Annotated in this window: 15 protein-coding genes; 12 read left to right on the forward strand and 3 right to left on the reverse strand. The window is 49.4% G+C overall.

The features are described from left to right. The first annotated feature begins 163 nt into the window (after nt 1-163). The 9 genes from alaS to AC0LWF_RS02265 all read left to right on the forward strand — a co-directional run bounded on the left by alaS (nt 164) and on the right by AC0LWF_RS02265 (nt 10,066). Nucleotides 164-2,800 (forward strand): alanine--tRNA ligase, encoded by a 2,637-nt coding sequence (gene alaS, locus AC0LWF_RS02225; protein WP_474649937.1) that lies wholly within the window; start codon nt 164-166, stop codon nt 2,798-2,800. 49 nt (nt 2,801-2,849) lie between these two features. Then, nucleotides 2,850-3,113, forward strand: coding sequence for an IreB family regulatory phosphoprotein (locus tag AC0LWF_RS02230; protein WP_090572914.1), 264 nt, complete (start codon nt 2,850-2,852; stop codon nt 3,111-3,113). A 32-nt stretch (nt 3,114-3,145) separates the two neighbouring features. Further along, a complete protein-coding gene (gene ruvX / locus AC0LWF_RS02235; RefSeq protein ID WP_090572915.1) occupies nt 3,146-3,562 on the forward strand; it encodes a Holliday junction resolvase RuvX in 417 nt (138 codons plus the stop codon). Between the two features lie 8 nt (nt 3,563-3,570). Beyond that, a complete protein-coding gene (locus tag AC0LWF_RS02240; RefSeq protein WP_474649938.1) occupies nt 3,571-3,885 on the forward strand; it encodes a DUF1292 domain-containing protein in 315 nt (104 codons plus the stop codon). Between the two features lie 34 nt (nt 3,886-3,919). Beyond that, nucleotides 3,920-4,219: a DUF1292 domain-containing protein gene (locus AC0LWF_RS02245; protein WP_474649939.1), complete on the forward strand. Its 300-nt coding sequence runs from the start codon at nt 3,920-3,922 to the stop codon at nt 4,217-4,219. A 130-nt stretch (nt 4,220-4,349) separates the two neighbouring features. After that, the gene (gene mltG / locus AC0LWF_RS02250) at nt 4,350-5,459 is read left to right on the forward strand and encodes an endolytic transglycosylase MltG (protein ID WP_474649940.1); all 1,110 of its coding nucleotides are present in this window, start codon (nt 4,350-4,352) and stop codon (nt 5,457-5,459) included. 11 nt (nt 5,460-5,470) lie between these two features. After that, nucleotides 5,471-6,418, forward strand: a complete 948-nt coding sequence (locus tag AC0LWF_RS02255; protein ID WP_474649941.1) for a peptidase U32 family protein — start codon at nt 5,471-5,473, stop codon at nt 6,416-6,418. 27 nt (nt 6,419-6,445) lie between these two features. Beyond that, the gene (locus tag AC0LWF_RS02260) at nt 6,446-7,702 is read left to right on the forward strand and encodes a peptidase U32 family protein (RefSeq protein WP_474650450.1); all 1,257 of its coding nucleotides are present in this window, start codon (nt 6,446-6,448) and stop codon (nt 7,700-7,702) included. 225 nt (nt 7,703-7,927) lie between these two features. After that, nucleotides 7,928-10,066: a methyl-accepting chemotaxis protein gene (locus tag AC0LWF_RS02265; RefSeq protein WP_474649942.1), complete on the forward strand. Its 2,139-nt coding sequence runs from the start codon at nt 7,928-7,930 to the stop codon at nt 10,064-10,066. Between the two features lie 99 nt (nt 10,067-10,165). Here the strand turns inward: AC0LWF_RS02265 and AC0LWF_RS02270 are convergent, their stop codons facing one another. Both AC0LWF_RS02270 and AC0LWF_RS02275 read right to left on the reverse strand, forming a co-directional pair. Next, nucleotides 10,166-10,849 carry a zinc metallopeptidase gene (locus AC0LWF_RS02270; protein WP_474649943.1) on the reverse strand — a complete coding sequence of 228 codons (684 nt, stop codon included), beginning with the start codon at nt 10,847-10,849 and terminating at the stop codon, nt 10,166-10,168. A gap of 26 nt (nt 10,850-10,875) precedes the next feature. Further along, the gene (locus AC0LWF_RS02275; protein WP_474649944.1) at nt 10,876-11,322 is read right to left on the reverse strand and encodes a MerR family transcriptional regulator; all 447 of its coding nucleotides are present in this window, start codon (nt 11,320-11,322) and stop codon (nt 10,876-10,878) included. 425 nt (nt 11,323-11,747) lie between these two features. Between AC0LWF_RS02275 and AC0LWF_RS02280 the strand changes: the two genes are divergently transcribed. The 3 genes from AC0LWF_RS02280 to AC0LWF_RS02290 are packed head-to-tail and all read left to right on the forward strand — an operon-like array spanning nt 11,748 to nt 15,004. Further along, entirely contained in the window at nt 11,748-13,118 is a 1,371-nt protein-coding gene (locus AC0LWF_RS02280; RefSeq protein WP_474649945.1) for an ammonium transporter, read from the forward strand. 47 nt (nt 13,119-13,165) lie between these two features. After that, complete coding sequence (locus AC0LWF_RS02285; protein WP_474649946.1) at nt 13,166-14,242, forward strand: DUF294 nucleotidyltransferase-like domain-containing protein; 1,077 nt, start codon at nt 13,166-13,168, stop codon at nt 14,240-14,242. A gap of 27 nt (nt 14,243-14,269) precedes the next feature. After that, nucleotides 14,270-15,004 (forward strand): exonuclease domain-containing protein, encoded by a 735-nt coding sequence (locus tag AC0LWF_RS02290; protein ID WP_474649947.1) that lies wholly within the window; start codon nt 14,270-14,272, stop codon nt 15,002-15,004. On the opposite strand, the gene AC0LWF_RS02295 is transcribed toward AC0LWF_RS02290, so the two are convergent. Beyond that, nucleotides 14,978-15,532, reverse strand: a complete 555-nt coding sequence (locus AC0LWF_RS02295) for a M67 family metallopeptidase (RefSeq protein WP_474649948.1) — start codon at nt 15,530-15,532, stop codon at nt 14,978-14,980. The two genes, AC0LWF_RS02290 and AC0LWF_RS02295, sit on opposite strands and share 27 nt — an antisense overlap. Between the last annotated feature and the right edge of the window lie 32 nt (nt 15,533-15,564).

Here is a 15,564-nt window from a genome sequence, read left to right on the forward strand (position 1 = left end):
CTTCACCGGGTGGACCCGTTAACGTCTAACTAAGGAGATTGCTTTGCTATTCGCGATAGTTGCGAGTAAGCATGCAATAACCAGGGTGGTACCGCGAATGATTCGTCCCTGTTTTTTAGGGGCGTTTTTTTTATTTTCTATTAAATTTGGGGGTTGAACAATTATGAAAGCAAGTGAAATCCGTTCGAAGTGGCTCTCCTTCTTTGAGAGCAAAGGCCATAAAATTGAGCCGAGCGCTTCTCTAGTTCCGCATAATGATCCTTCATTGCTTTGGATTAATGCAGGTATGGCTCCGTTGAAGCCTTATTTTGACGGTCGTGTCATCCCTGACAATCCGCGTATTACGAACTCGCAGAAATGTATCCGTACCAATGATATCGAGAATGTCGGCAAGACTCGCCGTCATCAGACGATGTTTGAGATGCTCGGCAACTTCTCCATCGGCGATTATTTCAAAGAAGAAGTCATTACTTGGGCATGGGAGTTCCTTACTAGCCCGCAATGGATCGGCTTCGATCCGGAGCGTCTGTCCGTTACGGTATATCCAGAGGACGAGGAAGCATACCGCTATTGGAATGAGAAGATCGGCCTTCCGGCAGAGCGTATTTACCGCTTGCAGGAGAATTTCTGGGATATCGGCGAAGGCCCTTGCGGACCATGTACCGAGATCTTCTATGACCGCGGCGATGCGTTCGGTGACCTGAACGATCCGGAATGCTGGCCTGGCGGAGAAAACGAACGGTTCCTAGAAGTATGGAACCTTGTATTTTCGCAATATAATCATAATAAGGACGGCAGCTACACGCCGCTGCCTAATAAGAATATCGATACAGGCGCAGGCCTTGAGCGTTTGACTTCGATTCTGCAAAATGTCGATTCCAACTTCGATACGGATCTGTTCCGCTCGATCATTGATCGTACTTGCCAAATCGCAAACGTAACGTACCACACGGATGCAGAGAACGACATCGCGCTGAAGGTCATTGCTGACCATGTTCGTACGGTGGCATTCGCAGTTGGCGACGGCGTTATGCCTTCTAATGAAGGCCGCGGTTACGTAATCCGTCGCTTGCTCCGCCGCGCGGTTCGTTACGGCAAGACGCTTGGCGTTGATCGTCCGTTCCTATTTGAGCTCGTTAGCGTGGTTGGAGAGATTATGGGCAGCCATTACCCGGAAGTTGTCGAGAAGCGCGAATTCATTGAGAAAGTCATCCGTACGGAAGAAGAGCGATTCCATGAGACGCTTTCCGATGGTTTGGCGCTGCTCGGTGATTTGGTTAAAACTGCCCAAGCAGGCGGCGTCACGCAAATTAGCGGACCGGATGCGTTCAAGCTATATGACACATATGGCTTCCCATTCGATTTGACGGAAGACTTTGCTGCTGAGCAAGGAATGACTGTTGACCGTGATGGCTTTGACGTTTCGATGGAAGAGCAGCGTACTCGTGCGCGTGCAGCGCGCCAAGACACTGGCGGCATGAATGTTCAAGGCGGACCGCTCGCTGATTTCACGACGAAATCCGAATTCGTCGGTTACCAGGATCTGACGATTGAAGGCGCAACAGTCGTTGCGATCGTTAACGGTGATGAGCTTGTTGATTCAGCTTCTGAAGGAAGTGACGTGCTTGTCATTCTTGATCGCACGACGTTCTACGCAGAGAGCGGCGGTCAAATCGGCGACAGCGGTACGATTACAGGCAAAGGCTTCACGCTCACCGTTGAAAATGTGACGAAGGCTCCGCATGGTCAGCCCGTACACCACGCTGTAGTGTCGAGCGGAACTGTAAAAGTTGGCGCCCAAGTGCAAGCGGCTGTATCGACGCAAACGCGTGAAGATACAATTAAGAACCACACGGCAACGCACTTGCTTCACCGCGCGCTGAAAGACGTGCTCGGCGAGCATGTTAACCAAGCGGGTTCCCTCGTTGAGCCAGATCGTCTTCGTTTCGACTTCTCGCACTTCGGCAGCATTACGCCGGAAGAACTGACGGAGATCGAACGCCGCGTCAATCAGCAAATTTGGCTTGGCACTGCGCTAGAGATCGACTACAAGTCGCTCGCTGAAGCGAAGGAGATGGGCGCAATGGCGCTGTTCGGCGAGAAGTACGGCGATGTTGTCCGCGTCGTTCGTGTCGGCGGCTACAGCCTTGAGCTATGCGGCGGCTGCCACGTAGGTAACACCGCGCAGATCGGTCTGTTCAAGCTCGTGAGCGAGAGCGGTATCGGTTCCGGCGTTCGCCGGATCGAAGCTGTAACTGGCCGTAACGCATACCTGTACATGGAAGGTCAATTGGATCAGCTGAAGCAAGCGGCTGCGTTGCTGAAGTCGAACTTGAACGATGTGCCTAAGCGTATCGAAGCGCTGCACGCACAAGTGAAGGAGCTCGCTCGCGAGAACGAATCGCTGCAAGGCAAGCTGAGCCGGATCGAAGCGGGCTCTCTTGAAACGCAGGCGAAGGTCGTTAATGGCGTTACGGTACTCGCTGCACAAGTAAGCGCACCGTCCATGGACGCGCTCCGCGGCATCGTGGATGAGCTGAAAGTGAAGCTTCCAAGTGCGGTTATCGTGCTCGGCGCTGTCGCTGAAGACAAAGTTAACCTCGTCGCAGCAGTTGCTCCGGAGCTTGTGAAGCAAGGCTTCAACGCAGGTAAGATCGTCAAAGAAGCGGCTGCAGCATGCGGCGGCGGCGGCGGCGGCCGCCCAGATATGGCCCAAGCAGGCGGTAAAGATCCGTCAAAACTGGGCGAGGCGCTCCAAATTGCCGAAGAACTGGTTCTCTCGCAGGCAAATGTGATATGATAGCAATATTAAACGGCTGTTAAGCGGCTTGGAAAGTGAGGTGCTGGCGATGAATTCAATGGACAAGACAATGAAATTTGACGTGAAGGCGGAAGGGCTGGAAGCTTCTTCGAAAGAAATTATGCTTACCGTGTATGATGCACTGCTTGAGAAGGATTACAATCCGATTAACCAGATTGTCGGTTATCTATTGTCCGGAGATCCCGCATACATTCCGCGGCATAACAATGCTCGAAGTTTAATTCGAAGGAAAGAACGAGACGAGCTCATTGAAGAGCTGGTACGTTCCTACTTAAGTCAGCACAGCAAATAAAGAAGCTCATGGAAAAGAGGCACCAAGAACGTATGCGTCTGATGGGATTGGATTACGGCGACCGCCGAATTGGCGTAGCCGTCAGTGATGCATTCGGCTGGACCGCGCAAGGCGTCGGAGTCGTGGAGAAACGCCGCGACAACGGTGAGGTTGGAGTCATTGCCCAGCTTGTGAAGGAACACGAAGTTTCCGAGATCGTAGTCGGTCTGCCCAAGAACATGAATGGCACTATCGGGCCGCGTGGCGAAATTTGCATCGCATTCGCAGAGGATTTGCAGCAGAAGCTAAATTTACCCGTACACCTTTGGGACGAACGGCTAACGACCGTGGCCGCAGAGCGCACATTGCTTGAGGCAGACGTTAGCCGTAAGAAGCGAAAGTTAGTGGTGGACAAAATGGCGGCAGCGCTAATTTTGCAAAATTATCTCGATTCTAAAACGAAAAGGTGAGGGTAACGATGACAAAGGACGACATGCAGTTTGAAGAGCCGGAAATCATCTACATTCCAGATGAAGATGGCAACGAAGAAGAATTCGAGGTAGTCATGAAGTTCGAAGTAGACGGCTCCGATCAGAAATATATGATGGTCGTGCCGCTTAATGTCGAAACAAGCGAAGAAGAAGATGATGAGGATTCTGACGAGGTTTACGCCTTCCGTTATGAGGAAGACGGCGACGATCTGAAGCTCTACACCATCGAAGACGAAGAAGAGTGGAACATGGTTGAAGAAACGTTCAACACGCTTCTCGCTGAGATCGACGATAACGACTAACAGCCACCCATGTGGTTGAAGGGAGCTCTAAACAGTGTCTGAAGTAAAAAACATTTCCGTGCTGAAAGCGATTTATGGCACAGAAGTAGATTTGATTGGCGAAGAAGGGTCGGCAGAGCCGTTTCAAATCGTCGCTGAATTCCAGCTGGGTAACCAATCCTATGCCGGATTGCAGTCGCATGATATGCAGAAAGAAGATGAAGTCGCTTTCTTCCGTATTACGATTCAGGATGGCGCCGATCCGGAGCTGGAATCGATCGAGGATGACGAAGAATGGGAAGCCGTCGCTGAAGCATACGATGATTTGATGTTCGCAGGCGATGAGCAGCCTTGATTAGCGATTCTCTTGCATTAAACCGGGGCGGATCCAACAAGAGAAAGCTCGGTTTTACTTATAGGAGTACGGAAAGGGCGGCATATACCGCCCTTTTTCCGCGCTGATTCGGAAACGGAGGATACGTCGTTTGCACTCATCAGAAGAACAGTCAGCTCAATATCGCCCTGCAGGACCTAGGCGGGGACGCATAACTTTCTGGGTCATAACAACAATTATCAGCCTAATGGTTATTTCGGTAGGCAGTGTGTACTTGTATATTTGGAACGGTTTACGACCTGCATCTTCCGGGGACACCGTTCAAGTGGAGCTCAAGAAGGGAGCTTCACCATTCCAGTTTGCTGAAGTTCTTCAAGAGCAAGGCGTTATTCGCAATGCATTTATTTTTAAATATTACTTACGCTATAAACATGAAGGTCCGAAGTTCCAAGCGGGCGTATATGAACTTAAGCCTGGCATGACGAAGGAAGAAATTATCGCTAAGCTTAATGCCGGCGAGACGAAGAAGGAAGAAACCATTCGCTTTACGATTCCGGAAGGCTTCACTGTGGAGCAGATTGCGGATACGTTAAGTAAAGCGGGTTATGTCGATAAAGCAGCATTCCTCGCACTTGCCGATAAGGATCAAGTATGGAGCGATACGGATGAAGTGAAGAATATACCGAAGGATGCTAAGCTGCGCCACCGGCTTGAAGGGTATTTGTTCCCGGAGACGTACGAGATGGTGAAGAGCAGTAAGCCTGAAGATATTATTACGCGCATGCTGCAGGAGCTTGATCATAAGCTCGATACGCTGCCTGACAATTGGGAAGAATCGCTCACCGAGCATAATATTTCTATGCATGAGATGCTGACGATCGCTTCGCTTGTGGAGCGGGAAGTGGTCATTGACGAAGAGCGTCCGATAGTGGCGGGGATTATCTATAACCGGTTGAAGAAAGGGATGCCGCTGCAGATCGACGCAACGGTGCAATATTTGCTTGATAAGCAGAAGGAGCGATTGCTTCTGGCTGATCTGGATGTGGACAGCCCTTACAACACGTATAAGGTGAAAGGATTGCCGCCTGGTCCAATCGCATCGCCGAGCATCAAGTCGATTGAAGCAGCGCTGTTCCCGAAACAAACCGATTATTATTTCTACGTGACGAAGAAAGATGGCAGTCATGAGCATCTATTCGCCGAAACGCTTAAAGAGCATAATCGCAATATTGAGAAAAGCAACGAAACGGCAAAGCAATAGGAGGACTTACCATGGCAACAAAACCGGAGCTGCTCATTGATGCAGCATCCCTTGCCGACATGGAGCGGTTAATCGCAGCGGGCGCGAATGCAATCGTTGTCGGAGAATCGCGCTATGGCATGCGGCTCCCGGGCGACTTTGATTTGGCGATGATTGCGGAAGCGGTGAAGCTCGCGCATTCGCAAGGAGCCAGTGTCTATGCAGCAGTGAACAACGTAATGGACAACGCTACGGTCGATTCGCTTCCGGGCTATATTCGCGGCTTGGCAGGAGCTGGTGTACACGGAATTATTTTCGGAGATCCCGCTGTATTGATGATAGCGCGGACGGAAGCGCCGCAGATGAAATTGCACTGGAATGCAGAGATGACGTCGACCAATTATGCGACTGCTAACTATTGGGGCCGACGTGGTGCGACAAGAGTGATTCTTGCGCGTGAGCTGAATATGGATCAAGTGCTTGATGTGAAGGCGAATACGGAGATGGAGGTTCAAGTTCAAGTCCATGGCTTGACGAATATCTATCATTCCAAGCGTCCGCTTGTGCACAATTACTTCGATCACCAGGCGAAGGATAACAAAGGTATTCAAGACGTTCCAATTAATGGAACCATTGAGAACGGATTGTATTTGGTGGAAACCGAGCGTCCGGATGAACGCTACCCTATCTATGAGGATGCGAACGGTACGCACATTATGAGCTCCGACGATCTGTGCATGATCGAGAACTTGCATGAGCTAATGGAAGTTAATATGGATAGCTTTCGGATCGAAGGCCTGCTAAAATCAATAGCATATAACGAGACTGTCGTACGTGCATATCGCGCTGTTATCGATGCTTATTATGCCGATCCGGAAGGCTACACATTTAATGAAGAATGGCTCGAGTCCATCCGAGAACTGCAAGATCCGGCGCGTGAACTGTCGTACGGATTCTTTTATAAGGAACAGGTTTACTAATTGTCACCGAAGGAAGTGGAGGTGAAGCTGGTGACTTCAACGAAAGCAACTCCCCGTTACACGGGAAAAAGAAACCGACTGGATAAGCCGGAGCTGCTGGCTCCTGCTGGAAATTTAGAGAAATTAAAGTTTGCCGTTCATTATGGAGCGGATGCGGTTTACATCGGCGGACAGAAGTATGGTCTGCGTTCCAATGCCGATAACTTCAGCTTTGCTGAGATGAAGGAAGGCGTAGAGTTCGCGGAGAAATACGGCGCTAAAGTATTCGTCGCAACGAACATCTATGCTCATAATGAGGATATCGCGGGGCTTGAGGAATATTTGCGCGAGCTCGAGAATGCAGGCATCGCGGCGATTATTGCAGCTGATCCGATTATTATCGAAACGGCGCAGCGCGTAGCGCCTAAGATGGAAGTGCATCTTAGCACACAGCAATCGACGATGAACTGGCAAGCGGTCAAGTTCTGGAAGGACGAAGGGCTGCCGCGTGTCGTATTGGCGCGTGAAGTGAGCTTGGAGGAAATTCAAGAAATTAAAGAACATGTCGATATTGAGATCGAAGCGTTTATTCATGGCGCTATGTGCTCTTCCTACTCTGGACGCTGCGTATTGTCGAACCATTTTACAGATCGTGACTCCAATCGTGGCGGCTGCTGCCAGTCGTGCCGTTGGAAGTACGATATTTACGAGGATGACCTACAAATGGTCGGAATGGACGCAGATAAATTCACGATGGGATCCAAAGATCTCTGTATGCTGGAGAGCATACCGGATCTGATTGATGTTGGCGTGGACAGCTTCAAGATCGAAGGTCGTATGAAGAGCCTTCATTATGTAGCCACTGTTGTCAATGCCTATCGTCAAGCTATTGATTCGTATATGGCTGATCCAGAGAACTATGTACTGAAGCAAGTATGGCTTGATGATATTCAAAAGGCGGCTAACCGTCCGGTGAATACGGGCTTCTTCTACGATACGCCTGGTGCAGAAGATCATATTTATGTACCAGAAGACAAGGCTGCACCTTATGATTTCGCTGGCGTTGTTATCTCTTACGACGAGTCGACAGGTGAAGCGGTCGTTCAGCAGCGCAACAACTTCAAGCCTGGTCAAGAGGTCGAGTTCTTCGGTCCGAACGGGACGTTCTTCAAGCAAGTAGTCGGTGAAATTAAGGATGAGAGCGGCAACGTACTTGATGCAGCAAGACATCCGCTGCAATATATCGTCATAAAGACCCAACAACCCGTTAAGCCTATGGACATGATGCGGAAGAAAGTCCGTTAATGCTCGCCATAAGTCTAATGACCTGATTTAATCCTAACTGAGTAATCAGTTAGGATTATTTTTTATGAAAAATTTTAAAGAAATGCTAACATCTTGGAGATCAACTGCCGATATTAACCATACTGTTGTTTAAGAAAAAATAGACAAAAAATGGCGAAATATACGCAGAATTGGTGGTGTCAGGCAGTGAAATTGAAATTCAAGATGAACTCAAAGAAGGAAAAAATGAAAACGCAATCAGAAGGTGAAAAACGGACTCCGAACGTGAAAGAATTGTACAGCTCCTCCGTGAACGGAATTAAGAATGTGAAGATGACGAACCCGATTAAATCGGTCGGACTCATGCTCTTCTTAATTATTTTCAGTGCAATTCTAGTGTGCGTTCTTGTGGTTGGATTATTCTCCTATTCGACATCCAAGAGCATCATTAAGGATAAGGTGACCGAATCAAGCGCTGTAGCGATCGAGCAGTCAACGGGTAAGCTCGATATGATGTTTAAGAACTACGAGGCGCTCTCGATGCAAATTTTGCTCGATAAGTCGGTTCAAGATAATTTGGCTCAGCTGGATGTTACATCAGACGATTATGAGAAATTCGATACGATGAAGAAGCTCAGCGACTCGCTGCAGTCTTACATACTAGGCAACCAATCCATTCTCGGCGCGGCGATTATTCCGATTAAAGGAGACGTGACTTCAGTCTCGACTGGCTCTTCTGCCATGTCGACGGAGCTAGCTCAGAAGTCGGATTGGATGAAGAAGGTTGTGGAAGGCAATGGACGTCTTGTATGGCTTCCATCGCAAGCTAAAGGTTACAGAGGGGATGTGCCTGAGGCGACATTTGCAATGGGCCGCGTGATGAAGAACACGGTTACGAATGAAGGCAAGTTTGTTATGATTATTGAGATTTACTTGAGAGACCTTAGCGAAGTGCTTTCAAGTGTGAGGCTGGGAGACGGCAGCAGCATTACCATTGTTGATAGTGCTGGTAACTACGTACTTCCAAGCAATCCTTCAAGCAAGCCGGAAGATATTGGCAAGCCTTCGCCAATTAAGCTGCCGAAAGAAGGCAAAGCTGCTAAGAGCGGCTCGAAGACAGCGATAGATGCGAATGGTAAAGAAGTGCTTGCTATCTACAATCAGTTCGAAAACGTAGACTGGAAGCTCGTTGGATCCGTTCCGGTGGATGCGCTTGTGAAAGATGCGAAACAGATTTTAAATACGACGTGGATCATCGCTGGTATCGCAGCTCTGCTTGCAATCGGTATCGGATTGCTTGTGATTCGGATGGTTGCGATTCCGCTCGTGAGATTGCGCAACCTGATGAATGAAGGCGAGCGCGGCAACCTGACTGTTCGCTCGAACATTAATAAGAAAGACGAGATCGGTCAGCTCGCGCAAAGCTTTAACCAGATGATGTCTCAGATTACAACGCTTGTAAATCAATCTAATCAATCCGCGCAGGACGTACTAGCTACTGCTGGTGAATTGTCCGATGCTTCGAAGAAGACTGCAATCTCGGCACGTGAAATCGCGGTTGCGACCGAAGAAATAGCGAACGGCGCTTCGAGCTTGGCGACTGAAGCTGAGAAGGGCAGTGACCTGACTGGCGAGATCGGCGAACAGATGCAGCAGGTCATGATCTCGAACCGAGAGATGGGCGTAGCAGCATCTGATGTAGAGAAAGCAAGCCGACAAGGTACTTCGTATATGAACAGCCTCATCGAGAAGACAGGTATGACTGAAGAGATGACGCGCTCCATGGTGGAGAAGGTTGACCGCTTGAAAGAAAGCACGCGTTCCATTCGTAAAATTCTCGATGTACTCAATAACATGACGAAGCAGACGAATATTCTTTCCTTGAATGCGACGATTGAAGCAGCTCGTGCTGGCGCAGCGGGTAAAGGCTTCATGGTCGTAGCGGACGAGATTCGTAAGCTTGCGGATCAATCCCGTCAATCGATCGATGTTGTTGGTCAAATTACAGATACGATCCAGAAAGAAATCGACGAGACCGTTAACGTATTGTCGACGGCGTATCCGATCTTCCAAGAACAGATTCAATCCGTAAAAGAAGCGAATCAAATCTTCTTAACCGTACAAGGTCAAATGGGCGATTTCGTTGGTCGCCTCGGTACAGTAACAGAGTCGATCAGCAAGCTCGAACGTTCGCAGGTTGTATTGTCTGAAGCAATGAGCAACGTAAGTGCGGTTGCCGAAGAGTCTTCCGCAACCTCAGAAGAGGTTGCGTCCCTTAGCACTGAGCAGAACAGCATCAGTGAAGGACTTGTTCGCCTGTCCGATAAGCTTGAAACCGTATCGACAGGTCTTAAAGAAACACTTGCTCGTTTCCGTACAGAATAGGTCGAATGAGAATAACCGGCGCTCCCTTGGGACGCTGGTTATTTGCATATAAAAAGGCGAGGAGCTGAGCTCCTCGCCTTTCATTCATGCACATATTAATTAATCGCGATCCGATTGCGTAAAGATAAGAATGTACTTGAGCAATTCAAGCAGTGAGATTAACGCTGCTGCGACGTATGTGAGCGCTGCGGCATTCAATACTTTGGCAACTCCGCGTTCTTCATCGTTCGTAATGAATCCTTCAGATACCATGATTTCACGTGCTCGGTTGCTGGCATTGAATTCGACCGGCAATGTAACGAGCTGGAAAGCAACTGCGCAAGAGAAGAAGATAATGCCTAGCCCGATGAGGCCTGTCGCATGGAACAGGAAGCCTGCAAGCAGCAAGAAAGGCGCTGCGCCGGATGCGATATTCACGACCGGGAAGATCTTATGGCGAACAACGAGCATCGGGTAATGGACGCTATGCTGAATCGCATGACCAACCTCGTGACACGCCACAGAAACGGCTGAGATTGAATTCTCGTAATAAACATGCTCTGACAGTCTGACGACACGGTGCGTCGGGTCGTAGTGGTCGGAGAGCGTGCCAGGAACCGGTTCAATCGGCACATCATGTAGACCGTTGCGGTCGAGCATCATCCGTGCTGCCTGGTAGCCTGTAAGCCCGCTCGCCGTGTGAACTTCAGACCAGCGGTTGAACGTACCGCGAACGCGGAACTGGGCCCAGAGCGATAATAGGAATGCAGGTATGATTAGAATGTCCAGCGGGTGAAAAAACATCGTTGTTCCCTCCAATTAAATAAATGCTACATAATACCGCCCTTGTTAAGCAGAAGCATGAGTGCCTCGACGCAAGCAGCCGTTTGAGGTACGAGACGTTTGAAGACCTGCTTGGCCTGCTGCGGCTTCAATTGATTAAGCACTGGCTCAATCTCCTGCACCTCGCGCTGCAGCTGCTCGAGATGAAGCTGCAGGTCCATCAGCTTGTCGGATACTTGCTCCTCTGATGAAACTTTACGCCAAACAGCCATGCTCGCTTTAATTTCGTCGAGCGACAATTTGTCTTTCTTCAATTGTTCAATACGTTTGAGCCGATGCAAAGTTTCATCATTATAGAGACGATAATTTTTGGCGGAACGGCGTTCCGGCTCGATCAGTCCGAGCGACGTGTAGAAATCAATTGTACGGGGACTTACGCCAGCCATTTTGGATAATTCACCAATCCGGTATAACGGCAATGACAAATCGGACATTGGAATCACCTCTTTCATTTCATCAGTATGTACCGCATAAGCTTCTAGTTCCTATGATACAGAAAGTTGAACCGTACAGTCAAACGTAATGCTTTGGTGAATTTTCCATGTAGAAAACCTAACATAAAGTCGCAAGATGTCCAATTGGATGCTCAAAAGGGGATGATGGGAGCATAGCTACAGGTGTAGGAAGGTTGAGTGAAGGGAGCGATACAGCTCTAAATGCGAAGGATTTTGCGGTGGGACGGTTATTTTGACGTCGTATTCGTTAAAAAACTTAACATTCGATTCATTTGGAGAGACGAATGTTAGATTATTTTTAGTAAATCAGGAAAAATGTATTGTCAAAATGAATACTCCAACCTATAATGACATTAAGTCTTTCTTATCATGTTAAGAAACATAACATTAGGGAGTGGTCGTTCATGGTCAAAAAGTTAATCATGTCTCTAGGAGCTCTTTCGCTGTTATTCCCCGCTATGGCTTTTGCAGACGACCCGTCTGCAGCAACGCTCAATATGGGGCTCAACTCCATCTGGGTGCTCGTTGCAGCAGTTCTTGTCATTCTGATGCAAGGTGGATTCATCCTGCTGGAAGCCGGTTCGACTCGAATGAAGAATGCAGGTCACATCGCAGGTAAAACAGTGTTCACGTTAGGTCTTTGTACATTAGTTTATTGGGCAGTCGGTTATGCAATTGCTTTTGGCTCTGATAACGCGGAGAACTCGATCAGTAAGATCATCGGCTGGGGCAGCTACCTCTTTGCTCCTACAGTAGCAGCTGCCGATGGCGAGTCGCTTCCTTCGACCATCTTCTTCATTTTCCAACTGGCTTTCGCAGCTGTATCGCTTTCGATCGCATGGGGCGGCTTTGCAGAACGTGCTAAATTGTCCGCTTACCTCGTATTTACAGTATTGTTCACAGCAATCGTTTATCCGGTTATCTCCCACTGGATTTGGAGCCCAACAGGCTGGTTGTTCGCTGAAGGCGCGCAAGACTATGCTGGCTCTACAGTCGTACACTTAACAGGCGCGATTGCAGCCTTCGCGGCAACGGTCCTACTCAAACCGCGGATCGGCCGCTTCAATAAAGATGGTTCCGCTAATGAAATTCTTGGTCACAACCAAGTATTCGGCGCATTGTCTGTTCTTCTTCTGTGGGTTGGCTGGTTCGGATTTAACGCTGGTAGCGCGCTTGGCGTAGGCGATGGGTTCTTCGGCTATGTTGCATTCAACACACAGCTCGGCGCAGCTGGCGGCGCGGTTGCAGCTCTCTTGATCTCCTGGCTCGTAAACGGTAAAGCTGACATCACAACAACATTGAACGGCGGCTTGGCTGGTTTGGTTGCCATTACAGCAACTTGCGCATTCGTTGATCCTTGGGCAGCGGTTGTTATCGGTTTGATCGCAGGTGTGCTCGTATTCTTCAGCGCGAAGTTCTTCGAGAAAATTAAAGTCGATGATCCAATCTATGCTCTTTCCGTGCACGGCGCAGCAGGTATTTGGGGTACGCTCGCGAATGGTATCTTTGCGACGGATGTACTTGCGAAGAAGCTGAACGTTGGTCAAGGCGGTATCATTGATACAGGCAACTGGCACCAAATGTGGGTTCAGCTTGAATCGGTACTTGTGTGCGGCGGTTATGTGCTCGTTGTGTCCTTCATCATCCTCGGTGTAATGAAGGTTGTTATGGGTCTTCGTGTAACAGAAGAGCAAGAGATTATCGGTCTTGACCTCTCTGAGCATGGTGCATTCGGATATCCAGAACAAATGAAAAAAGCACAAAGCAGCATGTAAGACCTACTATTCGTCGCTTCTATTACTAGGGCAGGGGTGAGCACAGCATGGGCGATTCAGTTCGTGCAAAGCTGTTCACACGCATCGGGACTACAGATGATGTGATTGCGCTGCGCGGCTTGCGGGATCAAATCCATGAGCAAATGGTTGTACTGCAAGCCGAGCAGCCGATCGAACAATTTTATACGGATCTGAATGAGGTACATGATGCGTTAATTCGCCAGGCGATCTCACTTTCAGAAGCGAAGCTGGCACGGATGGGGCATGGATCCCCACCCGTGCCTTACGCGTATCTATTGTTCGGCAGCGGGGGCAGGCAAGAACAAACATTATCCAGCGACCAAGACAGCGGGTTGATCTATGAGGATTCGGTGGAAGAAGCGGAGCGAGAAGAAGTAGAGGAATATTTTCGCATGTTAAGTGCAACGGTCGTTGCGACATTGCAGGATATCGGATATCCGCCGTGTGAGGGGAATGTCATTAGCTCTAATCCTCTTTGGTGCCAATCTCTCTTAGGCTGGCGGGCGAAGCTCGATAGCTGGTTCCAGGAGCCGGACTGGGAGTGCGTCAGGTATCTTCTCATTGTCGCGGATTGCCGGTGCGTATACGGTCAAGAAACATTGCTGCAAGCGCTAAAGAGCCATTATTATACCGATACGCTTGTTACTCGGACGATCGTTCAGCACATGCTTAACAATACGATGCGCCATAAAGTGCTGATTGGCGTATTCGGTCAACTGCTCAAGGAACAATATGGCGAAGAGGCGGGAAGTCTGGATTTGAAATATGGGGCTTACATCCCGATGGTCAATGCCATTCGGCTTATGAGCATCAAAGCAGCGGTGAGGGAAACTTCAACATTATCCAGAATCGCAATGCTGAGCGAACGTGGCGTTATTACAGGGCAGGATGGCGTGGAGTATAGAGGCGCCTTCAATCTGTTTATGCGCCTTCGGCTGATGACGATGACGCGCGCGGAGGACGGAGTATATACGAACAGCGGCAAGCTGCCGCAGGCGAAGCTGACAAAAGAATTAGTTGATGAGCTTAAAGCTGCGCTCCGAGTCGTGAAGAAGCTGCAGCGACAGGTGCAGAAGCAAACGAAAGGCAGGCTCTATATGTAAGGCTGAGGTTTGACGGAGGGGAGAAGTATGAAGGAACAGCGCAGCATGGGTAGAATGTGGCATTTGTACAAAATGGGCGGGCTAACGTCAGCGATTGCTGGCGCGGTCGGTGCTCAAAATGCGCAACAGATGGCCTTCATTCGCTCGATGTCGAAGGAGCAGCGAAAAGAGTCGATTATGGATACACCGCTAAGCGACATGGAGGTGGTCGTCTTCGACCTGGAGACGACGGGCTTCTATCCGACGAACGGTGATGAGATTATATCGTTCGGAGCGGTCTTGCTGAAGGGTGAAGAGCTGATGCCGGAACAGACATTCTACAGCCTCGTCAATCCGAAGCGGAGAGTGCCGAAGCATATTACGGAGCTGACGGGCATCACGAATGCGATGACCGAGGATGCCCCTGACCTAATGCAGGTGCTGCATGATTTCATGGAGTTCGTAGGCAAAAGAATGCTGATCGCGCATGCGAGCGGCCATGATAAGCAGTTTCTGAACGCAGCGCTTTGGCGGACATCGAAGGTTAACTTGACGCATCGGGTGCTTGATACGATGCTTGTGGCGAAGTGGCTGGATCCGAATCGCGAGAGCTACAGCCTCGACGATCTGCTGGAGCATAGCGGCATTGAAATCACGACGCGGCATCATGCCTTGGAGGATTCGATAATGACCGCGAAGCTATGGCAGCATTACTTGCAGCGAATTCAGAGCCGGAATGTCATTACGCTTGGGGACTTATATGCGTATCTCAGTAAGCATTAATGGACTGCAGTGCAACTGGCCGTTCGGGTCATTATGGATCCAGTAAGGCTGAACGACTGGTGGTCGAGCCGAATCAGCTAACGAAATAATCCAATACGACGTATCCTGCGCAGCAGCAGCCCGAATGCCGTTAATATCGGCAATACTCGGGAGTGGCGGCGATGCAGGATGCGAATGGTAGTAACCGACAATCGATTGTCGGTTTTTTTGCATGTGATAAAGAGCTTGGATCCATGAAGCGGGTTCGAACGCAAAATGATTGTTCACGCGGGCAGCTGACTCCGCATTGTTAACCGGATATACATGGGTGACGCTCACGCGTGTTACTCCGTCATTTCGTTCGAGCGTTCCCGCCAAGACGCCGCATGCTTCGCTAGGCATTGCATCTGTGCAGCTGCGTAATAGCTGTTCAAATGCCTCTGGAGCCATTCTGGCGGCTGTTGGAATCGACGAAACGTATGCTTTTCGATGCGGTTCCTCTCTTGCTAGACCCTTAGCGCTAGATTGTTCAGGTATTCTGAATGACATAAGAATGTGAGACCTCATTCCTGTAAGGGAGA

This window comes from Paenibacillus sp. sgz302114, assembly GCF_056120345.1.